The 24,834-nt window shown below is 47.9% G+C and carries 26 protein-coding genes; 17 read left to right on the top strand and 9 right to left on the bottom strand.

Annotated features, from left to right (window positions below; all coding sequences use genetic code 11):
* Positions 1 to 196 precede the first annotated feature (196 nt).
* Positions 197 to 1,282, top strand: coding sequence for an AI-2E family transporter (locus BN1546_RS05345; RefSeq protein WP_090736338.1), 1,086 nt, complete (start codon positions 197 to 199; stop codon positions 1,280 to 1,282).
* A gap of 39 nt (positions 1,283 to 1,321) precedes the next feature.
* Here the strand turns inward: BN1546_RS05345 and BN1546_RS05340 are convergent, their stop codons facing one another.
* Positions 1,322 to 1,783, bottom strand: coding sequence for a bactofilin family protein (locus BN1546_RS05340; protein WP_025678079.1), 462 nt, complete (start codon positions 1,781 to 1,783; stop codon positions 1,322 to 1,324).
* Between the two features lie 45 nt (positions 1,784 to 1,828).
* Complete coding sequence (locus tag BN1546_RS05335) at positions 1,829 to 2,860, bottom strand: M23 family metallopeptidase (RefSeq protein ID WP_025678082.1); 1,032 nt, start codon at positions 2,858 to 2,860, stop codon at positions 1,829 to 1,831.
* A 122-nt stretch (positions 2,861 to 2,982) separates the two neighbouring features.
* On the opposite strand from BN1546_RS05335, the gene cls reads away from it, so the two are divergent.
* Both cls and BN1546_RS05325 read left to right on the top strand, forming a co-directional pair.
* Positions 2,983 to 4,413 (top strand): cardiolipin synthase, encoded by a 1,431-nt coding sequence (gene cls / locus BN1546_RS05330; protein WP_090736336.1) that lies wholly within the window; start codon positions 2,983 to 2,985, stop codon positions 4,411 to 4,413.
* Positions 4,414 to 4,607: 194 nt separating this feature from the next.
* Positions 4,608 to 5,552, top strand: coding sequence for a YitT family protein (locus BN1546_RS05325; protein ID WP_013369852.1), 945 nt, complete (start codon positions 4,608 to 4,610; stop codon positions 5,550 to 5,552).
* Positions 5,553 to 5,620: 68 nt separating this feature from the next.
* On the opposite strand, the gene ligD is transcribed toward BN1546_RS05325, so the two are convergent.
* Complete coding sequence (gene ligD / locus BN1546_RS05320; protein WP_090736333.1) at positions 5,621 to 6,523, bottom strand: non-homologous end-joining DNA ligase; 903 nt, start codon at positions 6,521 to 6,523, stop codon at positions 5,621 to 5,623.
* A gap of 206 nt (positions 6,524 to 6,729) precedes the next feature.
* Here ligD and BN1546_RS05315 point away from each other — a divergent pair, with 206 nt between their 5' ends.
* The 8 genes from BN1546_RS05315 to BN1546_RS05285 all read left to right on the top strand — a co-directional run bounded on the left by BN1546_RS05315 (position 6,730) and on the right by BN1546_RS05285 (position 15,518).
* Positions 6,730 to 8,001, top strand: a complete 1,272-nt coding sequence (locus BN1546_RS05315; RefSeq protein WP_255305270.1) for a sulfotransferase family protein — start codon at positions 6,730 to 6,732, stop codon at positions 7,999 to 8,001.
* Positions 7,998 to 9,920 (top strand): asparagine synthase-related protein, encoded by a 1,923-nt coding sequence (locus tag BN1546_RS05310; protein WP_090736331.1) that lies wholly within the window; start codon positions 7,998 to 8,000, stop codon positions 9,918 to 9,920. Before BN1546_RS05315 ends, BN1546_RS05310 begins: the two co-directional genes overlap by 4 nt.
* Before the next feature lie 53 nt (positions 9,921 to 9,973).
* Positions 9,974 to 10,102, top strand: a complete 129-nt coding sequence (locus BN1546_RS27025; protein WP_013369856.1) for a paeninodin family lasso peptide — start codon at positions 9,974 to 9,976, stop codon at positions 10,100 to 10,102.
* A gap of 126 nt (positions 10,103 to 10,228) precedes the next feature.
* Positions 10,229 to 11,284: a dephospho-CoA kinase gene (locus BN1546_RS05305; protein WP_090736328.1), complete on the top strand. Its 1,056-nt coding sequence runs from the start codon at positions 10,229 to 10,231 to the stop codon at positions 11,282 to 11,284.
* Entirely contained in the window at positions 11,271 to 11,573 is a 303-nt protein-coding gene (locus BN1546_RS05300) for a lasso peptide biosynthesis PqqD family chaperone (RefSeq protein WP_013369858.1), read from the top strand. Before BN1546_RS05305 ends, BN1546_RS05300 begins: the two co-directional genes overlap by 14 nt.
* Position 11,574: 1 nt before the next feature.
* Complete coding sequence (locus BN1546_RS05295; RefSeq protein ID WP_090736326.1) at positions 11,575 to 12,060, top strand: lasso peptide biosynthesis B2 protein; 486 nt, start codon at positions 11,575 to 11,577, stop codon at positions 12,058 to 12,060.
* Between the two features lie 51 nt (positions 12,061 to 12,111).
* The gene (locus tag BN1546_RS05290; protein WP_090736323.1) at positions 12,112 to 13,638 is read left to right on the top strand and encodes a nucleotidyltransferase domain-containing protein; all 1,527 of its coding nucleotides are present in this window, start codon (positions 12,112 to 12,114) and stop codon (positions 13,636 to 13,638) included.
* 20 nt (positions 13,639 to 13,658) lie between these two features.
* Positions 13,659 to 15,518, top strand: a complete 1,860-nt coding sequence (locus BN1546_RS05285; protein WP_090736321.1) for an ABC transporter ATP-binding protein — start codon at positions 13,659 to 13,661, stop codon at positions 15,516 to 15,518.
* A gap of 19 nt (positions 15,519 to 15,537) precedes the next feature.
* On the opposite strand, the gene BN1546_RS05280 is transcribed toward BN1546_RS05285, so the two are convergent.
* On the bottom strand, positions 15,538 to 16,452 hold the full coding sequence (locus tag BN1546_RS05280) for a non-homologous end joining protein Ku (RefSeq protein WP_090736319.1): 915 nt from the start codon (positions 16,450 to 16,452) through the stop codon (positions 15,538 to 15,540).
* A 209-nt stretch (positions 16,453 to 16,661) separates the two neighbouring features.
* Between BN1546_RS05280 and BN1546_RS05275 the strand changes: the two genes are divergently transcribed.
* Positions 16,662 to 16,901 (top strand): hypothetical protein, encoded by a 240-nt coding sequence (locus BN1546_RS05275; RefSeq protein WP_013369863.1) that lies wholly within the window; start codon positions 16,662 to 16,664, stop codon positions 16,899 to 16,901.
* 51 nt (positions 16,902 to 16,952) lie between these two features.
* On the top strand, positions 16,953 to 17,132 hold the full coding sequence (locus BN1546_RS05270; protein ID WP_013369864.1) for an H-type small acid-soluble spore protein: 180 nt from the start codon (positions 16,953 to 16,955) through the stop codon (positions 17,130 to 17,132).
* Between the two features lie 132 nt (positions 17,133 to 17,264).
* Here the strand turns inward: BN1546_RS05270 and BN1546_RS05265 are convergent, their stop codons facing one another.
* From BN1546_RS05265 to BN1546_RS05245, 5 genes are all read right to left on the bottom strand, one after another.
* The gene (locus tag BN1546_RS05265) at positions 17,265 to 17,921 is read right to left on the bottom strand and encodes a 3-oxoacid CoA-transferase subunit B (protein WP_013369865.1); all 657 of its coding nucleotides are present in this window, start codon (positions 17,919 to 17,921) and stop codon (positions 17,265 to 17,267) included.
* Entirely contained in the window at positions 17,914 to 18,582 is a 669-nt protein-coding gene (locus BN1546_RS05260) for a CoA transferase subunit A (protein ID WP_090736316.1), read from the bottom strand. The genes BN1546_RS05265 and BN1546_RS05260 overlap by 8 nt, the downstream gene beginning before the upstream one ends.
* 37 nt (positions 18,583 to 18,619) lie before the next feature.
* Positions 18,620 to 19,360 (bottom strand): acetoacetate decarboxylase, encoded by a 741-nt coding sequence (locus BN1546_RS05255; RefSeq protein ID WP_019686439.1) that lies wholly within the window; start codon positions 19,358 to 19,360, stop codon positions 18,620 to 18,622.
* A gap of 53 nt (positions 19,361 to 19,413) precedes the next feature.
* A complete protein-coding gene (locus BN1546_RS05250) occupies positions 19,414 to 20,598 on the bottom strand; it encodes an acetyl-CoA C-acetyltransferase (RefSeq protein WP_013369868.1) in 1,185 nt (394 codons plus the stop codon).
* 656 nt (positions 20,599 to 21,254) lie between these two features.
* The gene (locus BN1546_RS05245; RefSeq protein ID WP_013369869.1) at positions 21,255 to 21,785 is read right to left on the bottom strand and encodes a cysteine hydrolase family protein; all 531 of its coding nucleotides are present in this window, start codon (positions 21,783 to 21,785) and stop codon (positions 21,255 to 21,257) included.
* A gap of 135 nt (positions 21,786 to 21,920) precedes the next feature.
* Here BN1546_RS05245 and tsaE point away from each other — a divergent pair, with 135 nt between their 5' ends.
* From tsaE to tsaD, 4 genes are read left to right on the top strand one after another with little or no spacing between them, the layout of a single operon-like run.
* A complete protein-coding gene (gene tsaE / locus BN1546_RS05240; protein WP_013369870.1) occupies positions 21,921 to 22,400 on the top strand; it encodes a tRNA (adenosine(37)-N6)-threonylcarbamoyltransferase complex ATPase subunit type 1 TsaE in 480 nt (159 codons plus the stop codon).
* Positions 22,401 to 22,403: 3 nt separating this feature from the next.
* Positions 22,404 to 23,240, top strand: a complete 837-nt coding sequence (tsaB, locus tag BN1546_RS05235) for a tRNA (adenosine(37)-N6)-threonylcarbamoyltransferase complex dimerization subunit type 1 TsaB (protein ID WP_090736313.1) — start codon at positions 22,404 to 22,406, stop codon at positions 23,238 to 23,240.
* Between the two features lie 16 nt (positions 23,241 to 23,256).
* Positions 23,257 to 23,772 (top strand): ribosomal protein S18-alanine N-acetyltransferase, encoded by a 516-nt coding sequence (gene rimI, locus BN1546_RS05230; RefSeq protein ID WP_013369872.1) that lies wholly within the window; start codon positions 23,257 to 23,259, stop codon positions 23,770 to 23,772.
* On the top strand, positions 23,769 to 24,833 hold the full coding sequence (tsaD, locus tag BN1546_RS05225; RefSeq protein WP_090736311.1) for a tRNA (adenosine(37)-N6)-threonylcarbamoyltransferase complex transferase subunit TsaD: 1,065 nt from the start codon (positions 23,769 to 23,771) through the stop codon (positions 24,831 to 24,833). The genes rimI and tsaD overlap by 4 nt, the downstream gene beginning before the upstream one ends.
* Position 24,834: the final 1 nt, after the last annotated feature.

Raw genomic sequence — 24,834 nt, 5'->3', positions numbered from 1 at the left:
GATTTAATCATACGAGGATTTTGGCAAAATGCTAAGATCACAAAAAGGAAGTCCAATGCCTAGCCATTTGGACTTCCTTTTTTGCTATACATTCTGTAAGTGGGGGTATATTGTAATCTATTTTCAGCAAGAATCAATCAATAGGGTCGGTTTGCGTTTAAAGAAGTAGAGAGAAACAGAACAGGGGGCGCATGATATGCTGCAAAATAATCGTTTTTTTCGTCTGACTTCAGGAATCGTCATGCTATTGCTCATCATTTACTTGGGCACCAAAGTAAACTTTATATTCAGTCCTCTCGTATCCTTGGTCAGCCTGCTGATAGTACCGCTGATGCTATCTTTTTTCCTCTATTATTTATTGAGACCGATCGTAGATGTCATGGAACGGAGAAAAATCAAACGATCGATTTCCATATTACTGATTTATTTGGTCATTGGCGTGTTACTGTTCCTCTTCTCATGGGGAGTATGGCCTACGCTCCGTGATCAGGTGACCAATTTATTTGAGAATGCGCCGAAGCTCATTAAAAGTCTGGTTGATCAATTAAGCCAATGGCGGCATAATCAATCCTTGAGACAAGTGCTGCCTCCGGGTGAAGACCCGCTGTCACAACTGTCAGATACGTTAAACGAAGCTTTTTCAACGCTGTCAGATTATTCGGTAAAGCTGGTATCGTTCGTATCCTACTTTTTTATCGTATTGGCTACCTTTCCCATATTGCTCTACTACATGCTGAAGGAAGGAAGCAAGTTTGGTCCTAAAATGCTCAACTTCTTTCCTAAAAAATATCATAAGGACGCGCTGGAAGTGATGGAGGATATTGATAGTGCACTCAGCAGCTTTATCGTCAGTCGAGTGCTGATCAATGTCGCGTTGGGCTTGATGATGTTCCTTGGATTTTTGATTATTGGTTTGCCTTATGCTTTGCTACTTGCCGTTATTTCGATTTTCCTTAATTTTATTCCCTATGTGGGGGCAGTAGCTGCTTCTATACCTGTGGTTATCATTGGATTTCTCGAATCGCCTTCCATGGCGCTCTGGTCGCTGGTGGTGGTGATCGTTGCACAGCAAATTCAGGATAATTGGCTGTCACCGATTGTCTTTGGCAAGCAACTGGACATTCATCCGTTGACTGTCGTCATTTTATTGCTAGTTGGTGGCGATCTACTTGGGATCTTGGGTATCATTTTGGTTATTCCATTGTATATGTGTGGCAAAATCGTCATACGCAAGGTATACCATTTATTTTTGGAACGCAGAGTGGAGGATATTATGGAGTAAATGGAGGCTTTGCTGGAAATATAAGGAGTGTAAGCCGCCCTATCCCGCTTCGGGTTGTAGGGAGGCTTGGCTATCCTCATTGTCTTGGCTGAAACTGGATTGATTTTCATCATCTGATTTCTCTATAGCAGTTGGCGACTCTGCCTCCATAGTTTGATTCATTTGACTCGTGCCGTTCAGTATGCCGCCTTCAGAAATGACCAATGTAGGGGTCGCCGTATTTCCATATAGTTCGCCTGTCGGTGTAATGGTCAGCCGTCCTTCCGCGGTGATGCTGCCGAATACCTTGCCGGCAAGAATGACGTCCCGTGCAATGATGTCCGAACGTACAACTGCTGATTCTCCAATGACGACAGTACGAGTGCTATAGATATCGCCCTGGAAATGACCGTCAATGCGAATATTGGCCTCTGCCTCAATCGTACCTTCAAAGCTAGTGCCGTTAGCGAGCAGTGTATCCGTCGCCGGGGTGGAGAGCTTTTTTTTGGATTCCTTGAACATGAACGTTTTCCTCCAATCCTTTATAGTAAGTATTTTGCAAAATCCTTATTGTACATACAGCAATGGATCGACAGGTTGGTTATGCTTGACGATCTGAAAATGAAGATGAGGTCCCGTGCTTCTCCCTGTACTTCCCAGCAGGCCAATGGTCTGTCCTTTGTGAACACGGTCCCCGGGAGCTACCTGCATCCCGCTTAGGTGCATATACCAGCTTTGGAGTCCGTCAGGATGCTGAATGATGATGCAATTGCCACGGGCTCCGCTGGAAGCGGCCTCCAGCACAGTGCCTGCCCCTGCCGCATAGACAGGATCACCGGATTGACCGGCAATGTCCACGCCGGAGTGAAAAGCGGATCTACCCGTAAATGGGTCGCTGCGGTAGCCGAAGCTGGAGGTCATGCGCCGCGAACCAACAGGCCAAATGGAGGGCCTCCCTTGTTCAGCAAGTGCCAGTCTGCGGGTCTGGAGCAGCTGCGCGGCTTGTTGGCGCTCCAGGTTCTGCTGGACGGCATTTGCCTGTTGAATAGAGCGCGGAACCGTACGCTCCACAGTGTCTAGCAGAGCTTCGATTTCCTGAAAATCATCCATGACCTGGCGGGCTAGAAGAGCTGTATTTTCATGCACTGCGATCAATTCACCCCCAGTATGGCCGGAAGCATCCCAGGAGAGCGGGGTTATGGTTGATTTATTGCTGCTTGCGCTGGAGGAATTTCCGTGTTTACGAATGAATTGCTGCATTTGTTGTTCCAGCTCTGTTACACGCTGGAGACGTTCGCGAATACTGGTGGCTTGATTCGTCAGCTCCATGACTTCCTGCCGCAGTCGCCCAATGGCTGCGTCTTTGTCTGCTACTGTGACCTCCATCTGCAAACTCTGGACAGCAAGATTGGTTTCCATTTGGGAAATAATATGGGAAGAACGGATTTGCAGCCCGATCACGAGCGTAGAGATTGATGCGATCACAAGGGTCGGGACGAGAATGACAGCGGCTGCGGAGCATTGTAGCTGCTTGGGCGGTTGCTGTGCATCCCGAATGACAAGCAGGGTCATCCGGCGATTTAGGCTTCCTTTTTTCATAATCGCTCCTTTCCGGACATCGCTCCTATAGTGCTTGGTTACTATCTATTCAGCTTAAGAGGCAAACATGTCAAAAAAATTGGAGCTTTGTATAAAACGTAGATATATAAGGAGGCTTAGACATGCTGTGGTTGCTGTTGGTTTTAATTATTTTTATTTTTCAGACCGGGACGATTCTGCTCTTTGAATTTCGCAAGCCGTCCAAAGCGGTAGCCTGGCTCTTTATTTTGTTTTGCTTCCCGCTTATTGGTTTTGTGGTGTACTATTTTGTTGCACAGGATTACCAGAAGCGCAAAGTGGTTCGTAAAGCAGGATCGCAGCTATTTCGTGAATTCCGTGAACGTCTGTGGGCGCAAACCAAGGTGATTGAAAATGTAGAGCAAATGCACAATCCTCATTTTAAGCATCAGGAGCGTCTGTTTAACCAGTTAATTCGTATGTCGGAAAACCCGTTGACAGGCTGCAACCGTACACGTGTGCTGACGAACGGGGAAGAAACCTTTGAGGCTATGCTAACAGCGATGGAACAGGCACGACATCATATCCATGTGGAGTTTTACATATTTCGGGCAGACGAAATCGGAAAAAAATTTCAGGAGGTCATGATCCGTAAGGCACTCGAGGGAGTTAAGGTACGATTCATTGTGGACGGCGTAGGGAGCTACAATTTACCCTATTCATTTATTCGCACCTGTAATGAGGCTGGGGTCGAATTTCATTATTTTCTACCGCCGTTTTTCGCCACGCTGGACCGCCGAATTAACTATCGCAATCACCGGAAAATCGTAGTGGTGGACGGCACAATCGGATTTGTGGGGGGAATCAATATAGGCGACGATTATCTCGGAAAGTACCCCAAAGTGGGGTTTTGGAGGGATACGCATTTGCAGATTGAAGGAGATGGCGTCTATTTTCTGCAAAATGTGTTTCTTAGCGATTGGAAGCTGGCTTCGGGAGAGAGGCTGATGGACGTGAATTTATTTCCTCCACATACCTGCACAGGGGATGAGGAAGTACAGATTTTGAGCAGTGGTCCCGATCAGGTATGGGACACGATTCAGGAATTGTGCTTTGGAGCGCTCACGGTTGCCAAAAAGCGGATTTGGATAACGACGCCGTATTTTATTCCCGATCCGGGGATTTATGAGGCGCTGAAGCTGGCGGCCGTCAGTGGCATAGATGTGAAAATTATTATTCCCTACCAATCAGATTCAAAACTGGTTCACCTGGCGTCACTGTCCTATGTACAAGATTTGCTTGAGGCGGGAGTGGAGTTCTACCAATATCGAAAAGGATTTATCCACGCCAAAGTGGTAATTGTGGACGATTTGCTCGGCTCGGTTGGGACCGCCAATATGGACATGCGAAGCTTTTTCTATAATTTTGAGTTGACCGCTGTACTTTTTGCGACTTCGGCGTTAAAACGGCTTTCGGCAGATTTTGTAGAGGACATTTCCAACTCTTCAAAAATAGATTTGAACGTGTTCCGCAGACGTCCTCGATCTCAAAAAATAGCTGAAATTCTAACTCGCATGCTCTCTCCCCTCCTTTAGAGGCGGTTTTCGCCGTTTTTATCAATATAATCCCGCTTTATTGTGATTTATGTGCTCTTTGCTAACTTTTTTGCGCAAAATCACAGTTTTATGATATACTAATCATATAACTAAGCGCCGTAAAGGAGAGGGGACTGCGGAGAGCAGCCCCTTTTTCGGTCTAATATACCATACTGTAACGGGGGGATTTATATATGAGTGTAGTGAGCAAGGAAGTCCAAAATCTGTCTGAGATCACAGATGTAACCGGAGAGTTGACCAAGATCAGCAAAATTCCAGCTAATCCAAAGAACAAAGTAAAACGCTTATTACAGCGTGCAGCCATGATCGTGGTTGGTGCAGCGCTGATGGCAGTGGGATTGGAAATATTCCTGGTTCCTAATGGCGTTATTGACGGAGGCGTTACAGGTATCTCCATTATGGCCTCCAAGATTACTGGTTATCCGCTCGGTATTTTCCTGACCCTGTTGAACCTTCCATTTTTACTTATCGGTTACAAACAAATCGGTAAAACCTTCGCTTTATCCACATTATTCGGCATCGTCGTTATGTCCATCGGAACTGCGTTACTTCACAATGTAAGTGCATTGACTCCTGGGGAACCGCTGCTTGGCGCTATCTTTGGGGGTGTCATTCTCGGCGTTGGGGTAGGTCTTGTGATTCGGTCCGGCGGCTCGCTGGATGGGACAGAGATCGTAGCTATTCTCGTCAGTGAAAAAACTCCTTTTTCGGTCGGTGAGATCGTACTGTTTGTTAATATTTTCATTCTGGGAAGTGCGGGTTTTGTGTTCGGTTGGCCGAATGCCCTGTATTCCATGATTGCTTATTATATTGCTATGAAAATGATTGATATTACGATTGAGGGTCTGGATCAGTCCAAATCGGTCTGGATTATTAGTGATAAATACCGTGATATCGGAGATGCCCTGACGGACCGTCTTGGACGGGGTGTAACTTATCTGGAAGGTGAAGGCGGCTTTACAGGCGAGAGCAAGAAAGTGATTTTCGTCGTCATTACCCGACTGGAGGAAGCGAAGCTCAAGAGCATCGTTGAGGATTGGGACCCGCACGCCTTCATTGCGATTGGTAATATTCACGATGTGAAGGGCGGACGTTTTAAGAAAAAAGGAATACACTAGCGCAAGGGGACAATTTCTCAGCCTATGGCTGCGGGGTTCGTCCCCTTTTTTGTGCTTCAAAGCATGGATTAGGTTGGGTGTGTTTTGGAACGCATATGCTTGAGGATGTCCTCTACAGGCTGGGGAGGAACCTTGTCGATCAAGTCGCCTATCTGGTTTAACCGTTCCTCAATATTCAGCAAATGGTAATCAAGTGGTGACACATCCTGCCGTACCTCTTCCCAGGTTAGTGGAGTGGAGACCGTAGCGCCGGGACGTGCCCGTGGAGTATAAGGAGCGGCTAAGGTTTTTCCCTGATAATGCTGCAAATAATCAAAATAAATGGCTGTTCCGCGATCCTTCTTTAATCGTTCCAGTGTGAATAGATGCGGGTGCTTTTCCGTTACAAATTGTCCAACCAACAGTCCGATGCTGCGAAGCTCGTCAAAGGTTATGCCTGGACGGATCGGGACGATAATTTGTACACCCGTGGCCCCGGAGGTTTTGGGGACAGAGTCCAACCCAAGCGAAGCTAATACTTCGCCTACAATGGAGGCAGCCTCCATAATGCGTGGCTCGACCTCTCTGGATGGATCAAGATCAATCATCCATTCACAGGGCAGTTGGCTTCCTGCTAGGTGCAGAGAGGGATGAAATTCCAACGCAGCTTGATTACCGAGCCAGAGTAGTTGGGGCAGCTTTCCAAGCACGATATACTCAATGCCATCATGCAGAGCGGTTTCAATGTAGTCTGGCCGAGGATGTGGGGCATTTTTCTGATAAAAAAAGTCCCCATGAATCCCATGTGGCCAACGGATGACAGTCAGTAGACGCTGATGGCAATATTTGAGCAGGAAGGGGGCCAATACCGCAAGCTTGCGAAGATATAGCGCCTTAGTTACACCTGCTTCGGGCCACAGCGGTTTATCCGGGTTTGTGATCGCAATTTCGTGACCTTCAATCGTAATCGTACCTTTAACAGCTCGTCCCATAGTGCTATGCTCCTTTGGCTAACATGCAGCAAGATCATTATTTACAGACAGCTGGCTGCACTTCTAAATCTACATAAGGTTTAACATGAACGTGCAGCACAGAATTTATCCATTAAGGGGATTGACAAGATACACTATGTATCATAAATTATAATAAAAATACGATGTGTATCTATTAAAACGTCTTGAGCAGAGGTAGAGGAGGAATGTGCTTGATTGAAAAGCAAGGCGGAAAGCTAGTATTTTTGTTGAGTGTCCCTCGAAGTGGAAGCTCGCTGCTAACCGCCATTTTGCAAAACCATTCCCGCCTGTTTGCCACGCAGGAAATGTGGTTTCTGCTTAGTTTATATGATCTTCCTCAGTCACATGCCCGGCCATATGGAGGAACAGGAATACTCCGGCAATTTTTTAAAGGCATGGTCCCTCCACAGGTATTGGAGCAGGCCTCTCGTTCGTATGCACTTGAAATATATAATGGCCTGCTTCAAGGGACGACCGCTGATATGCTTATCGACAAATCACCGCGTTACTATACAGTGCTTGAATTTTTAGACCGTTTGTTCCCGGCTGCCCGCCGAGTATGGCTTATCCGCAATCCTTTAGCCATCGTGGCTTCGTTTAAAAAGGTTAATCAGCTCCGGGGCGGACACTTTCACCTGCTGAAGGAACTGGGGAGTCCGCATTTTAATATGAAAATGACAGATATTACGGTTGGTTTGTTCCGTTACGCTCATTATTTTGCCACACCTCATCCACTTGCATACCCGCTGATGTATGAACAGCTCGTAGCCAATCCAAGGATGGAGATCGAGAAGCTGTGTCATTTTCTGGGGATCCATTATGAGCCGGGAATGGAAAGGTACGGGAACTTTGCGAATACGCCCCAATCCAGTCTTTTTTATAGCATGGGAGCGGGTGATCCGTTTGTCATGGAGCATGAACAGGCGCATCAGAATTCGGTACATAGCTGGCAACATCTGTTAAGTAAAATGGAAATTGAACTGTATTGCAGAAGTATTGGAGCTCGCTTGTTTAGGCAGCTTGGTTACGGGGAGGCGCTGGAACAGGCTGAGCAGATGACTGGAGTCCGTTTTGAAGATGATCCGGATGTAGAGCTGTTGAGTCGACGTACACACCAATTCCTCCAACAAAGTGGCTTTGAATGGAAGGCAGCTTATCGGATGCTGGAAGAACACGATGCAGATAACAGAGTATTCATGACAAATGCAACCCGTCATGCAGCACCTCACAACCCGGCAAGGATGGATATATCACAGGTCGTGAGTGATAGACGAATTCAATCGCTGGAAAACAGACTGGCACATAGCTTTGAAGAGCGGAACAGGCTTATCGAGCAGCTCCAAAGCTATCAGCGCCCTAGCCAAGGTATCGGATCCCGTCTATTTGCCCGTAAGCTCGGGCGCTGGGCGTCTGTAGTGTTATCAAGTATCGGAAAAGAAAAAGGGGGGAGAACGTGAGTGCAATTGCCGGAATCTATAGATTTGGGCATGAGTCTGTATATGCTGAAGAAGGCGAGAGAATGATGCAAACTCTGCAAAAATATCCCGCTGACCGTGTGTGCACTTGGTGTGAAGGTTCCATTTTTTTGGGATGTCATGCCCAGCATGTGACCCCCGAATCTGTCCATGAGCGTCTTCCCTTCTATGATGAGCTGAGAGATTTGGCCATTACGGCCGATGCGATCATTGACAATCGTTCTGAGCTGTTTGAACGGCTGGCAGTTGAGCAGGGGCAGCGACAAGGTATCACGGACAGCGAGCTGATTTTGCTGGCATATGACAAATGGGGTGTAGATGCAGCAAGCTATCTGATAGGCGATTTTGCCTTTGTCATTTGGGATGCTAAGAAACATCGGTTATATGGTGCTAGAGATATGACAGGCAATCGTACGCTGTACACCTACCAATATGACGGAGGATTTGCGTTTAGCACGGTAGTCGCTCCGCTATGGGTTCTGTCCTCTCTGCGAAAAGAACTGCATGAACCATGGCTGGCCGAATTCTTATCGATCCGTGCAATGCAGGAATCCGTCGATATTGGAACGACTGCCTACAAGCATATCAATCAGTTGCCTCCTGCACATTGGTTCACCATGGAAGAGGGAAAGCAATTGCTCCGTAAATATGCATGTCTGGATGAGGTAGAGCCGCTGCGGTTCAAAACAGGGGGCGAATACATAGAAGCTTTCCGCGAGGTGTTCTCACAGGCGGTAACTGCCCGATTACGGACGCATCGCGCCGTAGGGGCTGCCCTGAGTGGGGGATTGGATTCTGGAGCGGTTGCCAGCTTTGCCGCACCAGCGCTGCACTTACAACACAAGCCGCTACATGCCTACAGCTATGTACCTGTTCAAGATTTTACAGATTGGACACCGCCTACATTACTGGCGAACGAACGCAGCTATATACAGTCCACAGCTCGCTATGTGGGCAACATTCATGAAAATTATATGGATTTTGAGGGGAAAAGTCCGTTTTCTGAAATTGATATTTGGCTGGAGTTGATGGAGACTCCCTACAAATATTTTGAAAACTCCTTTTGGATCAGAGGTTTTTATGAGAAAGCACAGGAACATAATGTCGGTGTTCTATTGACTGGGGCACGTGGTAATTTTACCGTATCGTGGGGACCTGCAATGGATTATTACGCCCGTCAGTTTCGTCGTTTACATTGGCTGCAATCCTTGCAGGGAGTGTGGCGGTACAGCAAGCTTACGGGCAATCGTATGTCTCATCTACTACCTGTGATGTTGAAAAAAGCCACTTCACTTGAAGCTCGTTGGTTGCGACGCGGCAATCGAAGTCCGATTCCTTCACTGATTCACCCGGAGTTTGCCAAACGGATGAATGTAGAAGATATTCCTGTATTGAGTGGAACAGGTTGGAGGAAAAATGCCGATCAGACAAGAAAAGAGAAATTTTCAAATTTGGCGATTGCCAACAAAAATGGTGTTATGGCGACCAAACTTTCACTTCGTTATGGCCTGTGGGAACGTGATCCGACCGGGGACAGCCGTGTAATTCGCTTTTGCTTATCGGTGCCTTTTGAACAATATGTACAAAACGGTCGGGACAGGGCCCTCATTCGTAAAGCTATGCGTGATCATCTCCCTGATGATGTTCGGTTGAACCAGCGGGTACGCGGCGTACAGCCTGCTGATTGGCTACATCGTATGCTCCCTTGCTGGGACACGTTTATGGGAGAACTGCAAGTGATGTGTCATGATTTGCGAGCTACCGAATATCTCAATATGGACTACATTAAGACGGCTATAGCGAAATACCGACATCCCCGTCCGGAGCAGGCATCTGATCCGAATATACGACTGTTTATGCACAGCCTGATCGTCTACCGCTTTCTCTGCGGTTTGAACTGATTTGGATCTATCCGATCGGACGGTGTGCCATTCGTGGGAGGGGAGGTGATGAGATGAGTAAAAAAGAATGGCAGGAACCGACGATTGAGGTGCTGGATATTAACCAGACTATGGCGGGTAAAGGCTGGAAACAGATTGATTGGGTGTCAGATCATGATGCCGATCTGTATAATCCCAGCTAACGGATCATTATACATTGGCTGATGTTGGGCTGAGAGCCAGAAAGCTTGCCGATCACGAGCCGTCTTTATTTCTTTCGGGGTAGGTTGGACCGGAAGAAATAAAGACGGGATTTTAAGAACAGGGGAGTGAGTCCTATCGCGCATGACAGGAGTGCCCAAATCAGTTGGGTGAAATATACAGCCTTTGGACTCAGGATTGCCAGTGAGCTGACTCTGCCTGAGCTGATCCCGGCAGAACCGGGATTGGTAGAGGATGTGGTCATTCGACAGGTTGATTTGTCAGCATGGAGGGACCAACTGGAGCAGACCAATTTTGTAATGCAGGGTGAACGCTTTATGTTCCTAATACCGGGCACGGCCATTTATGCCATCAGGGGAGGCCAGGAAATCGAGGTAAGTATGTTACCTGGGGCTGATCCTGACACCGTGCGGCTGTTTGTACTGGGCACATGCATGGGTGTTCTACTGTTGCAAAAACGGATTTTACCTATTCACGGAAGTGCGGTTGCCATCGGAGGTCGGGCCTACGCATTTTTAGGTGAATCCGGCACGGGAAAATCGACGCTGGCTGCTGCCTTTAGACAGGCTGGCTATCAGATGATCAGTGATGACGTGATTGCTATAAACGTTACAGCTTCCGCAGCCATCGTATATCCGGCATATCCGCAGCAGAAGCTGGGGCTGGAAAGCTTGCTTCAACTGGAGGCATTACGGGAGAACAGGCATGTACGACAAAGAAAGCACGTTATTTCCCTAACTGACGACAATCCTGTAAGGGCACAATACCGAGATTTGCGTAGGATTGCAGGTGAGTTCAATAAATATGCCGTGCCTGCTGTGGACGAATTTTATAACGATCCGCTTCCCCTGGGCGGCGTATTCGAGCTTGTGAGCGATTCTCCCAACCGTGAGTTGATGCGGGAAGGGGAGCCAGTGGCCGTTACGGAACAGCCCTTGAACAAACTGGAGTGCTTGCATACTTTACTACAGCATACATATCGTAGGGTGATCATTCCGCGAATGGGTTTGGGTGAATGGTATTTTGATACAGCGGCCCGGATGGCTCGGAAAGTGGAAGGCTGGCGACTGCTAAGGGACAGCTCCTTTTTTACGGCGTCCGAGGTTGTACAACGGGTACTTGAACTCATTCATAAGGAGGAAAAGAGTTATGGCAGCCACTAATCCAGCTAAGGATCATTATCGCGTCACGTATGGTGAAGAGGTCTATGTAAGTGATATGGACGGAGAAAAAGTGATGATGAGTATTCATACTGGAAAGTATTATAATTTGGGCTTCACCGGAGGACGGATCTGGGAACTGGCAGAATCCAGTCCTTCACTTGGAGATATTGTAACTGTCCTGATGAATGAATATGAAGTGGACGAGGAACAGTGCAGACAGCAGGTACATACCTTTGTAGCTGAATTGGAGCGGGAAGGATTGCTGAGACTCCTGCGGGAGTTGGACTAACATGCGGATACAACGGCTTCTTCTCTTGCCTCCAGAGGTCAGGAGATTGTTCCCGGAAGCCTGGCTGGAGCTGGGATGCGCGAGATTTCGCCAGCGTCGTTCTTTTGGAGATTACTCGGGGGCTTGGGGAAAATGCATGGAAGAAACTCCCTGGCAGTGTGAGATCGGGCAGGAGAGGTCTATCCGTCATATTTCACAAGCTGTGGATTTGGCCAGCCGTTATACTCCTTGGTGCAGTAGCTGTCTTGTACAAGCCGCTGCCGCTATGACGTTGCTGGTACGCAGAAAACTGGACTGCACACTGTATCTAGGCACAGCCAAAAATGCTGCGGGACAACTGGCCGCACATGCATGGGTACGCAGTGGGCCGATCTATGTCACGGGAGAACGGGAGATGGGGGCGTTTACCGTGGTGGGAATATTCGGGAGACGTGCTGGGACAGCTACAAATACGAAGACAGCTGATAAAGGCAGTTCTCTGTTTTAGTGCGATATAAAAGGAACAAAGAGCGTTCAAAGAATCGAAGGAGAAGAATCCATGACTACCAAGTCTATTTTGGAACTTGCGAATTGGAATGAGGATCAAGAATTAACGTTATTACTCTCTCTACTTCGTAAAGACGTCAATCTATGGCAGGATACGACGACTGCTTTCCAGCTGCAGGAGATGGATTGGTCCCGCTTGCTGCGTCTGACAGAACACCATCGTGTGGTACCTACAGTGTATCTCCAGCTGAAAACGTTGAATCACCCGTTCATCCCCGCAGAATTGCTGCGAAACCTTCAGGCACAATATCAACGAAACACGCTACGCATGCTCCAGCTTCAAGCAGAAGCCGAGCGTCTGACCAGGCTGCTCACAGCTCATGGAATCCGTGTGCTGATGCTGAAGGGTCCTGCTCTGGCGCAGCAATTATACGGGGATGTTTCCCTGCGTACCTCTAAAGACATTGATTTACTTATTGCCCCGGATGACATGGATGAAGCGGAGCATTGGATGAAGGAAGCCGGATATGCGTCCAAAAGCGGAGAAGTGCGCGTCCTTGGTAGCTGGAAGTGGAAGGATCATCACGCCTCCTTCCTACATCCGCAAAAGAGGGTAGAAATCGAGTTGCACTGGCGGCTTCACCCGGATGGAGGGCGGGAGCCCTCCTTTGACGAGCTTTGGGACTGTCGGCAAATGGGGAAGGCCGCAGGAGTTCGAGCCAGTCAGATGGCACCGGCGACTTCTGCCGACAGCAGGAATGTGATGACATCCTGTATGTATACGCTTGGCAGCGAGCATCAATTTCTATACTTGAGCGCACACGGAGCGCGTCACGGCTGGTTCAGGCTGCGCTGGTTAGTAGACATCGACAGGCTTGCGGTACGCGCTGTCGATTGGGGGGCGCTACTGCCGCTAATGCGCCGTTACGGGGGCCTGCCTGCGGGCGGGCAGGCTTGGGCGCTGGCCGCTGCGCTGTTGGGTACGCCGATCCCGGAGCCGATGCGTCCGATATCGGCTACCCGGCAGGCGCACAGGCTTGCGCTGAGCGCGCTGGCCTTTATGCAGGCCAGCGTCCCCGCGCCGTACCCGGTTGCCAATCGGGCGGGTACAGGCAGACTCGTTCGGTCAGAGCTGTTGCCCAGCGTAGCTTTGACCGAGTCGATGAATACCGCCCCTTTGAGTGGCGGTATTTCAGCCAGTGGAGCCGCAGGCGAAGCTGTTCTGTACGCCGTCAAGGATGCTGCTGACATACCGAAAGATGCCAGCAGTATCCTTAGTGACCCGGTGAATACAGTGAACACTGCTGTAAGCAGCCTTTCCAAGCCTGTAGGTGCTACTACAGTCGCCCCCAGTCCAGCCATTGCTGGAGCTACAACAACAGCGTTTACCCCTCAGCCGGTTAGTCGCGCTTACTTGCTTTCCTTAAAGGAGCCAAGGCACAGACTATGGTATCTCATCAGCCGTTTGTTTCCTTCTACGAGGGATTCAGTCGTTTTTCCACTGCCTCGCCAGCTGCATTTTTTGTATATTCCTTTACGTCCATTTCTTTGGCTGAAGCGGCGATTTACAAAGCACTGACCCGATAAGGAGTGTACATTATGACTCACCTGCGAATATATATGACCAAGCTGTATGCTGTGAACGGCGGGGCGTTAATTCTTAATATTGGATGTATGATCATCGTCAGCTTACTGGAAGGTGTCGGCATTTATATGCTTATTCCTATGCTGGCGGCCATCGGTGTATTTGGTGGTCATTCAGAAATGCCATTTCTGTCGGATGGATTTGATTATTTTTTGCCGTACATTCCTAAAAGCTGGCTGTTGCCGGGGATGTTAATGCTTTTCGTAGTGCTGCTTACAGGGCAGGCTTGGCTTCAGCGTTACCAGTCCATTCTCAGCTCGCGGATTCAGCAGCGTTTTATGCGTTGCCTTCGCATAGACGTATACACTTCCTTTATGAAGGCGCAGTGGGCTTTTTATTTGCGTCAGCGTAAATCTGATTTTAGCCACGTGATGACGACCGAGCTGGCGCGTGTCAGTCAGGGAACGAATTTGCTCCTTCAACTGACCACAGCCATCATGTTTACGCTAATCCAGATTGCGCTGGCTTTTTGGTTGTCCCCTTCTTTAACCGGGCTGGTGTTTTTGAGTGGACTGGTGTTGTTTGTCGTGTTCCGTCGCTCCATCCGAAATGCCAAACAATTAGGTGATCGTACCACTGAACTGTCGCAGGTTTATTTTGCCGGAATTACGGATCATATGAACGGGATGAAAGATATTAAAAGCAATCTGCTGGAAGCGGCGAATATCCATTGGTTTCGCTCTCTGACACAGCGTATGGAGGATAATACGACTCAGTTTGTTCGGCAAAATGCGACCACACAGTTTTTTCATCGTATAGCGGCAGCTGTTTTTGTCGTTAGCGTCCTATTTGTGTCGCTCCAGTGGCTGCATATTACACCTGAAAAATTGATGGTGCTCATCCTTATATTTTCCCGCTTATGGCCCAGGTTTGCCCTTATTCAAGCGAGCCTGGAATACATCATGTCTATGATCTCTGCTTTTGAGAGTGTAACCAAAGTGCAACGAGAATGCGAGGCTTTCTCAGACCCCTCGTTGATCGGGCTTACATCTTCTAAGGCTCATGTCCCATTCGATTCATCGGTATATCATCTACCATCTATATCTGCACGGCAACCCCTATCCCTTCGTAATGGAATAGAATGCAGCCATTTGGATTATTGCTACGAGGGTGCGGCAGAACCTGCACTACGTCATATTAATTTGTTCATACCCGCCCGGGGAATGACCGCCATTGTAGGCAAATCAGGAGCAGGCAAAAGCACCTTGGTTGATGTCCTGATGGGTTTTTTACGCCCAACTGAGGGACAGATTAAAATCGATGGTCATGTGCTGGATGACGAATTGCTGCCGCGGTGGCGGCAGTCGTTTGGTTACGTGTCACAGGACCCATTTCTGTTCCATGCGACCGTCCGCGAAAATTTGAAGCTGGCTGATAAGGATGCCAGTGAACAGCAGCTATGGGAGGCGCTACATTTTGCAGCCGCAGACAACTTTGTATCCAGACTGCCTGAAGGGCTGGACACGGTCATTGGTGATCGCGGGATCCGTCTGTCCGGGGGAGAGCGTCAACGGCTGGTATTAGCGCGGGCCATTTTGCATCATCCTCCTGTACTTATTTTGGATGAAGCGACAAGTGCGCTGGATGGTGAGCATGAGGCTGCAATTCAGGCAGCATTGGAACGGATGAAAGGTCAAATGACGTTGATCGTGATCGCTCACCGTCTGTCAACGATCAGACATGCGGATCAAATTGTTGTACTGGATCAAGGTGAGGTCATACAGCAGGGGAACTACCGCCAATTGGAAGAAGAGGAACGGGGGGCGTTTAGTCAGCTACTATCGTATCAAAGCAGTATCAGCGCCGCCCCTTAATCAGACTTTTCTGTAAAGCTCAAGTTTCTTTACGTTTGGTGGTGCTTCTTCTCTTTTTGACTGGAGTCGGAGTGAGGGCGTCGCCTGCTACAGCCTGCTGTGCTGTCACGGCTGCTGGTTTACGCGTAGGACGTTTTTTCGCAGCAGGACCAGGATCGGTAACGACAGGCTTCACTGCCTCAATACTGGCTTGAAGGGCAGCCATTAAGTCAACCACATTGGTCTGAGGCTGTGTTGGAGCAATTCGCACCTCTTCACCAGCCACTTTATGCTGGATAAGATCCAGCAGACGTTCGCGATACTGATCCGTATACTTTGCTGCATCAAAAGGGGTAGATAGCTGCTCAATCAGCATTTTTGCCATGGTCAGCTCTTTCTCTTTAACCTCCTCCTGTCCAGGTAAGTTGGGAACTTGAGCAATGGGACGGATTTCGTCCGGATAAAACATGGTCTCCACCGCCAAGCATTCATCCAGCACGCGAATGGCTGCCAGACTACTTTTTGAGCGGATGGAGATTTGGGCAATCCCGATTTTCCCGGTATCCTTCATTGCATTCATGAGTAGCTTATACGCATTCGAGCCAGCCTGATCCGGGGACAAATAATACGTTTTTTGAAAGTAGATCGGATCAATTTCCTGTAAATCCACAAAGTCCAAAATTACGATATTTTTATCGGCTTGTCCGCTAACTTGCTCCAGTTCTTCCTTGTCGAACATGACAAATTTTCCTTTTTCATATTCGTACCCTTTTCCAATTTCCTCCCATTCAACCTCCTTATCACAAACAGGGCACTTCCGTACATAGCTTAGTGGACTCCCACACTCCTTGTGAATATAACGCATGGAAATGTCCTTGTCCTCAGTTGCTGAGAACATTTTAACTGGCACATGAACCAGCCCGAAGCTGATCGCGCCTTTCCAGACCGTATGCATACCGCCAGTCCTCCTTTTTTTAATCCGCATATTTCATATTTCGATTCCGGGCACCCGGGCTGTGAGCATTTCATTTTTCACTTAGTATGCTTCGTACAAAAGATTGTATGAGATGCAAATGAAGGCTCGAATTGCTTTCACTTGCGCATGGTTTCGGTTTTTTTGGTGAATGTTAAGCCATATCCGATTCAAAAGGAGGTATACAACTGATGCCTAGAAAACCCTATCCTCAGCAGATCAGTCATCGTGTGGGGCAAAGTCACATTGCCTTTCGAGGGCCTGCTGGAGGCGAACAGGATGCATTGCCGCCCGAGTTTGCTCTTTCACATGGAACGCCGCCACCTTTTCCCGTAGCTGTTGCTCATGTGGATATGGAGGCTGTAGTTTCAACATCGCCTTCTCATAGCTTTCCTTCATTGGATGTGGAACGGATTATAGACGAAGACTAGGTGACCTATATTTTAAATTTTGCACAAAAAAATGAGTAGGAGGAGAACAGCATGAACGTGGAACGAGCAAAAGCCATTTATGATTCATCCGAAACGATTGCCGTCCAATTGGATGGCAAACCGATTTGGATTGAGCATGTAGATGAAGCGAATGGTATGGCAACGGTACAGATCGGCAGCAGACCTGGCGATACACAAACCGTTCGTGTAGATCGACTGGAAGAACAATAGGAGAGAGGAATCCAACCTAAAAAGGCTCGCAATTGCTCAATGAGCAATTAGCGAACCTTATTTTATATAATGAATGCGATTGTGAAGACAAGTTAAACACCAGACAAGTTAATTTGAAGGTGGAACTGGTATTTACACTGCAATGGTCTTCAAATGTGGAGAAACCATCAACTCAGCCTCTGTCGCCATTTGAACATCTTCCACCGACAAACCTGGAGCAATTTCCTTGAGCATCAGCCCTTTACCCGGAATAACATCAATGACACCTTTTTCGGTTACAATGGTCTTTACCACATTTACAGCGGTTAGGGGTAGCTTGCATTGTTTCAGTATTTTCGGCGCCCCATTTTTGTTCACATGCTCCATGGCTACAATCACTCTCTTGGCTCCAACCACCAAATCCATGGCCCCACCCATGCCTGGCACCTTTTTCCCGGGGATCATCCAGTTTGCAAGGTTGCCTTTTTCATCGACCTCCAGGGCACCCAAAACGGTGACGTCCACATGCCCTCCACGTATGATGGAAAATGAAAGCGCACTGTCAATAAAGCAGGCTCCTTTCACGGTTGTAACGTAGTTTCCGCCTGAATCGATACAATCGAGTCTTTCTTTTCCCGGAGCTGCTTTGGGGCCAACGCCGACGATTCCGTTCTCCGCCTGCAGCATAATATTAACGTTTTCGGGGATGTAGTCCACCGCCATTGTAGGCAATCCAATACCAAGATTAACCACTTCACCATCTTTGAATTCTTGGGCTATTCTTCTAATAATCAATTCTCTATTATTCATTATCTCCACCCACCTTTACAATCGCGTCGACAAATATTCCGGGAACGTTGATATGATTGGGGTCGATTTCCCCCGCTTTCACGTATTCGTCTGTCTGAGCAACTACATACTCGGCTGCGGTAGCCATCACCAAATTGAAGTTGCGTGAAGAGCCGTTGATGACAAGGTTCCCTGCTTCATCAGCTTTATGGGCTTTGATAAGCGCCACATCGGCTTTGAGCGGTAGTTCGAGCAGATATTCTCTTTCGTCAATTTTGATTTTCTTTTTTCCTTCCTCTACAATGGTGCCTACACCTACGGGGGTTAAAATACCACCCAAACCAGCTCCGCCTGCGCGTATTTTTTCAGCGAGCGTCCCTTGCGGGAAGAGTTGAACATCCGCTTCTTTCGTCATCAGGAGTCTTCCCGTTTCCGGATTGGAGCCGATATAGGATGCAAAAATCCGCTTTACTCTGCCACTTTTCACAAGTCTATAAATAGATAATTCCGGTGTGCCTGTGTCATTGGAAATGATCGTAAGATTATCAGCGGAATTTGAGTCGACAAGCGCACGCACCAGCTCCTCCGGAATGCCTCCTTGCATAAAACCCCCAACCATCACCGTGTCTCCGTCTTTAATTTTCTTAATTGCTTCTTCAGCGGAGTTTACTTTTTTATTCATGGTTCCGTCTCCTTATCTATTTTTAGGAAAGCAAACTTTATTGGAGATAATCGTATAGGACTCTTCCATATGGAAGCGTTAAATTGGCAATAAAATGTTTTCCGCCAACATAAGTTTTAACCGGCAAATCTGCCACAGGAGCATTGACATGGGGGATCAAGCTTAATCTAGCAGGCCCTGACCAGGCTCCTTTTACAGTAATATTTTCAAGATTATATGCCACTAGCTGAGCAATTTTAGGAGTGCCGTCCACATCAGGAATTAATTTTAAATTAACTTGCGTTTTTGCGATGGCTTTAGCCGTTTCCTTTTCATCAAGCACGTTATATTTGAAAGGGGTGGTTCCCATAGCTACCAGGACGTTATTGTAATGCAATGTACCCGTCAGCGTCTCTGTATCCTCAACGACCAGGCGAGGCTTCGCCCATTTTTTCGGAAATCCCCAGATTTCACGTCCCCCCAGAATAGCAGGTGCATTATCCAAATACATTTGGGCAACAAAATTACACGGTTCTCCCTGAAAAGTACACGGAATGACAATACCGCTTTCCTCATAGCTTCCCAAACCGGATGAATCGGGCATTTTGATCCATTCATAGGAGACCGTATTACTTCCATCTGGCTGAAGTGGTTCCGGGACCGCCTGTCTTATAGCAGCGGGATCGGATTCATAGGTAATAATGAAGAATTCCCGGTTGATGAAGCGGCATGGCGGGCGTCCATAACTGCCGCTGGCCGCAGGCATGGATTGAAGTGAAAGTACATCTTTTTGATTCATAGCGATCTCCCTTCCTTTTTAAGAGGTATTTCAACAATCATTGAAAACGAACTTTAAATGAGTGCATTTTCAACCAGCATTGCTATTCCCATTCCCGTTCCGATGCATAACGAGACTACGCCGTAACGTGAAGATCTGCGCACCATTTCATGAACTAACGTAACCAATACCCTAGCACCGCTTGCACCAACAGGATGACCGATTGCGATCGCGCCGCCATTGACATTGACCTTTTCCGGACTGACTCCCAGCTCTTTTTGCACCGCTAGTGCTTGTGCAGCGAACGCTTCATTAATTTCAAAGAGATCAATGTCATCAATCGACATTCCCTGTTTCTTCAGCAGTGACGAAATGGCTTTTACCGGTCCCATTCCCATATATGCAGGGTCAACACCAACAAGCGAATAACCCTTGATATATGCCAACGGCTTTAACGCATGTTCCTTACATTTATCTTCCGACACGACTAACATAGCTGCCGCACCATCATTGATTCCCGAAGCATTTCCGGCAGTAACCGTTCCGTCCTCTTTAAACGCAGGCTTCAAGTTTGAAAGTTTTTCTTTCGTCGTATTTCCTCTTATGTGTTCGTCTTCTGTGAAATAAGTAGTTTCTTTTTTGTTTTTGATCATGACCGGAACAATTTGCTCTTCAAAAAACTTGTTGTTTTTTGCTTCGAAAGCCTTTATCTGGCTTTCATAGGCGAATGAATCTTGCTCCAGTCTTGAGATTCCATATTTTTCGGCAACATTTTCGGCAGTAATTCCCATATGGTAATGGTTGATTGGGCATGTTAGGCCGTCAGCCACCAGGGAGTCTACCAATTCACCGTTGCCAAGCTTATAGCCGTTTCTTGCATTTTTTAGCAGATAAGGGGCGTTCGACATGCTCTCCATGCCTCCAGCCAAGACGATGTTTCCTTGCTCCGCCAATATTGAATCGTAAGCTAACGCGACGGCATGAAGTCCTGAACCGCAAACCGTGTTTATCGTTGATTCGGGTACATCAATGGGGATACCCGCTTTTAGTGCCGCCTGTCTGGCAGGATTTTGACCATTGCCCGCTTGAAGAACATTTCCCATAAAAATTTGATCAATCAAAGAAGGCTCCAATTTACTTTGCTGCAGGCATGCTGTCATCACGGTTGCTCCCAATTCAGGAGCGCTTAGAGGCGCAAGGGTTTTGTTAAAAGAACCGACCGCTGTTCTCAACGGGCTTACTATAGCTACTTTTTTCATAAAAACTCACATTCCTTTCGCTGTGTTCGAGACACAATACATCCATGACTGCACTTCAATTCATACTTTCCGGTCCTAACCTACGAAACGTAGAAACTGCAAGATACATTTACATGCGGGCATATCATGGTGCCTAAGACAGTGAGTGTGACGGTCCGATCGCCTTCTTTCGTTGCTGGAAATTAAAACCAGAATTATCATAGTTCTAATACAGATTTTGCTCAATGTTCAAATCTTTACATATATCCAAATATAGAGCCATATCTTCCACAATAAATAGGCCATCCTAATGTTTTCTGTTAATTTCTTGATCTTTCTGAAAATTGTGATCAAAAATTGAATTTTATGTTAAATATGAAATTTCAAATCAACCTGTGAAAATAATTTCTTAGCAAATCATTTAGATCATCGCAGGGGAGGAAATCCCTTTATATGTAAATTTGTAACTGACTTATAGCATCTAAAAAAGCTAGGCAAGTTGCCAATCAAAATGAATACATTTGGAATTCGGATAAACATAAATCCATATAAGCCTGAGCCACCTATAGCATTGACGTTATAACGTCAGTGTTTTTTATTTGCTCGCGTGAACAAAAAAAGAAGCCGACCTGCTTGAAAGCAATCGGCTTGGAACGTAAAAAATTCACTTCTACATTTCACGAAAAATGTACATCTGCCGTTGTGAGCAAACGTGCAAAACGATTACCTAGCACGGCATTGTGATGAGCTACGATTTGTTCGCCGCTTAGTACCTTGCTATCAAATGTACTATGCGCATCCGATACGAGCACGTTGTTCTGGTATCCCAGACTATAGGCGCTTCGGCAAGTCGTGTCGAGACAAAATTCAGTCTGCATCCCGGCAATAATCAGCTGTTCCGCCCCCAATTCCTGGAGCACATCACGCAATTCAGTTTGGTAGAAGCTGTCCCAGGATGATTTTCGGACAATTCGTTCATGAGGAAGAGGACGCACCACGTCGGCGATGGCCCAGCCTACACTGTTTTCCCGGAAATCCTCATCCGCTTCATCGGTATGCTGCACGAAAATTACTGGTGTGCCGATAGTTCTGGCTTCGGTCAAAAGCTGCTGTAAATGCGCTACAACTTCCTGCTCACGATACAGCTTCTCATCATACATGAACATTGCCTGCTGAACATCAATCAAGAGTAAAACGGTTTGTCCCATCAGTTTGATTCCCTCCTTGTGTGTAACACTTAACTTACAATAGCATGTCTTCATGCCTTGCGGCGACATAAGGTGAACTATATAATAAAGAACAAGTTGGAACGGTCCGATTCGGACGAAAGGTGATTAAAAGATATGACAATTTCGCAGGAACAGTTTGTATTCCGTTCTGTCTCAGAGGCACAGACTGGGACATTAGCAGGCTTTTTGGCAGCCCAAGCGGTTCCCGGAACCGTGATTGTGCTGGACGGAGATCTGGGAGCGGGCAAGACTGCTTTTTCCAAGGCTTTTGCCAGCCATTTAGGTGTACCGGGTATCGTAAATAGTCCAACCTTTACTCTCATTAAGGAGTACGAGGGCCGATTGCCTTTGTATCATATGGATGTATACCGGATTTCCCAAGACGAGGCGGAGGATCTTGGACTGGACGAATATTTTTATGGGACAGGAGTATGTCTGGTGGAATGGGGTAGTATTATACCGGATATGTTGCCGGATCAGCGGCTTCACATGTATATAGAAACAACGGATGTAGGGGAGCGCTTGATTCACCTGACCGGGTACGGCGAGCCTTATGAACAATGGTGCCGCATTTTGCGGGAGAATGGAGTTTGAACCATGCAAAGAGAGCATACAGATGTAAATGAAAAGCCGCGTGAGCGGTTTTTGACGTTAGATACAGCGACGACCGTAATGGCGGCCGCCCTAATGAACGGAAAAGAGCTGCTGGGAGAAAGTAACGTTTTTGGCGAACGCAATCACTCGGTGCATGTCATTACCGAGCTGGAACGGCTCTTGAGCGAAGCAGGACTGACACGCGATGATGTGGACGGTCTTGCAGTAGGGGTTGGACCGGGATCTTACACCGGTATCCGAATCGCGGTGACCGCAGCCAAAACACTAGCTTGGGCCTGGGGCGTTCCGGTGACATCCATTTCCACTTTGCACGCTTTGGCGTGGGGTGGTTGGAACCGTGGTATCAAGCTGAAGGGGCAAGAAGGTAAACATGAGTCTGTGAATAACGACTTGCCCGGGGCGAAGGCAGCAGATTGGATTGTACCTGTGCTGGATGCGCGCCGCGGTCAGGTGTACACGGGGCTGTTCGCCGCAAATACAGTTAAAGACATCGGTAGCCCGCAGCGGTTAGAGCCGGATGCCATCCGGTTGATGACTGCGTGGACCGATGATCTGCTGCAGCGTTTGGAGGTTTTGCCTGCCAAGGAGCGTCCTGCGGTGATTTGGCTCGTCGGTGAAACGGCGATTCATGCCGAAACAGCCGAGCGCTTGCGTGCATGGAGCGAGCTTCGTATCGTGCCTTATGAACTGGAAGGAAAATGGGTTGGCCGCCTTGGGGCGGATAAGCTGCTTCGTCAGGAATATGACGAGCTACATACGCTGGTTCCGAATTATACCCAGCTGGCGGAGGCGGAAGCCAATCTGCTTCGTCAGCGCTGAAGAGGCGGTGAGCAACATGGCAAAGAACATACAGCGGGAAGAGAAACTTGAGTTTCGCTTAATGCAACTGGATGACATCCCCGATGTGCTGGAGATTGAGCATGAAGCGTTCACGCTGCCGTGGACGGAGGAAGCCTTCCGCAATGAGCTGACAATGAATCATTTTGCTAAATATATGATTATGGAGCTTAATGGACGAGCCATTGGTTACGCAGGCATGTGGACGATTATGGATGAGGCTCATATTACGAATATTGCGGTTCGTGAGGCTTATCGTGGACGCAAGCTTGGAGACAAGCTGTTGGATGAGCTGATGCAGACCGCATCTTATTTAGGGATGGAGCGTATGACCCTAGAGGTACGGGTAACGAACCGGATCGCTCAGGGCTTGTATGAGAAAAAGGGCTTTAAGCCCGCAGGTGTGCGCAAGGGCTATTATTCGGATAATAACGAGGATGCCGTGATCATGTGGGCGGATCTTCCCGCACACGGGGCATCCGGTGAACAGGAAGGAAGCGTGCAGGAGCAATGACGCAAGCGGAAAAAGCAGGTACAGGCTCTGCCTCTGGCGAGCCTTGCTATATACTGGCAGTGGAAACGAGTTGTGATGAAACGGCAGTTTCTGTCGTGAAAAATGGCACAGAGGTGCTTTCGAATCTGATTTCCAGTCAGATTGAAACACACAAAGCCTTTGGCGGTGTTGTGCCAGAGGTAGCATCACGCAAACATGTGGAAAGCATTACCTATATGCTGGATGAGGCTATGCAAACATCGGGAATCAGCCCCCGCGAGATTTCAGCGGTTGCCGTGACACAAGGACCAGGACTGGTTGGCGCATTGCTGGTTGGTATTGTCGCCGCCAAGAGCGCTGCTATGGCGTTCGGCAAACCGCTAATCGGAACGCATCATATTGCGGGACATATTTATGCCAATCAGTTGGAGCATGATATTGTATATCCGTGCATTTCTCTTGTGGTGTCAGGGGGGCATACCGAGCTGGTGCTGATGGAATCCGAAGGGCAATTTCAGCTTATTGGTCGTACGAGGGATGATGCGGTTGGAGAAGCCTACGACAAAGTAGCGCGAGCCATCGGATTTCCGTATCCCGGCGGTCCGCATGTGGATCGTGTAGCCCATGAATCGGAGGAAGTGGTTACTTTGCCGCGTGCATGGCTGGAGCCGGATTCTTATGATTTTAGCTTTAGCGGCTTGAAATCGGCGGTGCTGAATGTAATTAACCAGACGAAAATGCGCGGAGAAACCGTTCATGCAGAAGCGATTGCAAGAGGCTTTCAAGAGTCGGTCGTAGAGGTGCTGGTAGAAAAAGCGATTCGCGCTATGCGTGAATACGGTGCGAAGCAGCTGCTGCTTTGCGGCGGAGTTGCTGCCAATCGTGGACTACGTACAGCATTGCGGGAACGCTGTGAGCGTGAAGGCATCAAACTGCTTGTACCATCCATGAAATACTGTACAGATAATGCAGCGATGATCGGTGCCGCAGCATACGCCAAGTGGAAGCGCGGAGAATTCACCTCATTGGACATGAAAGCTGATCCAGGGCTGTCTCTGGAAGAGTGGTCTGTTCAAACTTAAT

Origin of the sequence: Paenibacillus sp. Mc5Re-14, from assembly GCF_001049835.1 — a bacterium.
In the GTDB taxonomy this organism is placed as follows: Bacteria; Bacillota; Bacilli; order Paenibacillales; family Paenibacillaceae; genus Paenibacillus; species Paenibacillus polymyxa_C.
The sequence above is the reverse complement of the archived record's forward strand: the minus strand, read 5'-3'. Positions and strand labels throughout refer to the sequence as shown.

Excerpts from the sequence above, each read along its gene's own strand:
- BN1546_RS05300 (WP_013369858.1), top strand. The coding sequence starts at position 11,271 with ATGGCAGCCACTAATCCAGCTAAGGATCATTATCGCGTCACGTATGGT.
- BN1546_RS05340 (WP_025678079.1), bottom strand. The coding sequence starts at position 1,783 with ATGTTCAAGGAATCCAAAAAAAAGCTCTCCACCCCGGCGACGGATACA.
- BN1546_RS05260 (WP_090736316.1), bottom strand. The coding sequence starts at position 18,582 with ATGAATAAAAAAGTAAACTCCGCTGAAGAAGCAATTAAGAAAATTAAA.
- BN1546_RS05325 (WP_013369852.1), top strand. The coding sequence starts at position 4,608 with ATGAGTGTAGTGAGCAAGGAAGTCCAAAATCTGTCTGAGATCACAGAT.
- rimI (WP_013369872.1), top strand. The coding sequence starts at position 23,257 with ATGGCAAAGAACATACAGCGGGAAGAGAAACTTGAGTTTCGCTTAATG.
- BN1546_RS05270 (WP_013369864.1), top strand. The coding sequence starts at position 16,953 with ATGAACGTGGAACGAGCAAAAGCCATTTATGATTCATCCGAAACGATT.
- BN1546_RS05285 (WP_090736321.1), top strand. The coding sequence starts at position 13,659 with ATGACTCACCTGCGAATATATATGACCAAGCTGTATGCTGTGAACGGC.
- BN1546_RS05315 (WP_255305270.1), top strand. The coding sequence starts at position 6,730 with ATGTGCTTGATTGAAAAGCAAGGCGGAAAGCTAGTATTTTTGTTGAGT.
- ligD (WP_090736333.1), bottom strand. The coding sequence starts at position 6,523 with ATGGGACGAGCTGTTAAAGGTACGATTACGATTGAAGGTCACGAAATT.
- BN1546_RS05255 (WP_019686439.1), bottom strand. The coding sequence starts at position 19,360 with ATGAATCAAAAAGATGTACTTTCACTTCAATCCATGCCTGCGGCCAGC.
- BN1546_RS05250 (WP_013369868.1), bottom strand. The coding sequence starts at position 20,598 with ATGAAAAAAGTAGCTATAGTAAGCCCGTTGAGAACAGCGGTCGGTTCT.
- BN1546_RS05265 (WP_013369865.1), bottom strand. The coding sequence starts at position 17,921 with ATGAATAATAGAGAATTGATTATTAGAAGAATAGCCCAAGAATTCAAA.
- BN1546_RS05280 (WP_090736319.1), bottom strand. The coding sequence starts at position 16,452 with ATGCATACGGTCTGGAAAGGCGCGATCAGCTTCGGGCTGGTTCATGTG.
- BN1546_RS05295 (WP_090736326.1), top strand. The coding sequence starts at position 11,575 with ATGCGGATACAACGGCTTCTTCTCTTGCCTCCAGAGGTCAGGAGATTG.
- tsaD (WP_090736311.1), top strand. The coding sequence starts at position 23,769 with ATGACGCAAGCGGAAAAAGCAGGTACAGGCTCTGCCTCTGGCGAGCCT.
- tsaB (WP_090736313.1), top strand. The coding sequence starts at position 22,404 with ATGCAAAGAGAGCATACAGATGTAAATGAAAAGCCGCGTGAGCGGTTT.
- BN1546_RS05245 (WP_013369869.1), bottom strand. The coding sequence starts at position 21,785 with ATGGGACAAACCGTTTTACTCTTGATTGATGTTCAGCAGGCAATGTTC.
- tsaE (WP_013369870.1), top strand. The coding sequence starts at position 21,921 with ATGACAATTTCGCAGGAACAGTTTGTATTCCGTTCTGTCTCAGAGGCA.
- BN1546_RS05275 (WP_013369863.1), top strand. The coding sequence starts at position 16,662 with ATGCCTAGAAAACCCTATCCTCAGCAGATCAGTCATCGTGTGGGGCAA.
- BN1546_RS27025 (WP_013369856.1), top strand. The coding sequence starts at position 9,974 with ATGAGTAAAAAAGAATGGCAGGAACCGACGATTGAGGTGCTGGATATT.
- BN1546_RS05290 (WP_090736323.1), top strand. The coding sequence starts at position 12,112 with ATGACTACCAAGTCTATTTTGGAACTTGCGAATTGGAATGAGGATCAA.
- BN1546_RS05335 (WP_025678082.1), bottom strand. The coding sequence starts at position 2,860 with ATGAAAAAAGGAAGCCTAAATCGCCGGATGACCCTGCTTGTCATTCGG.
- cls (WP_090736336.1), top strand. The coding sequence starts at position 2,983 with ATGCTGTGGTTGCTGTTGGTTTTAATTATTTTTATTTTTCAGACCGGG.
- BN1546_RS05345 (WP_090736338.1), top strand. The coding sequence starts at position 197 with ATGCTGCAAAATAATCGTTTTTTTCGTCTGACTTCAGGAATCGTCATG.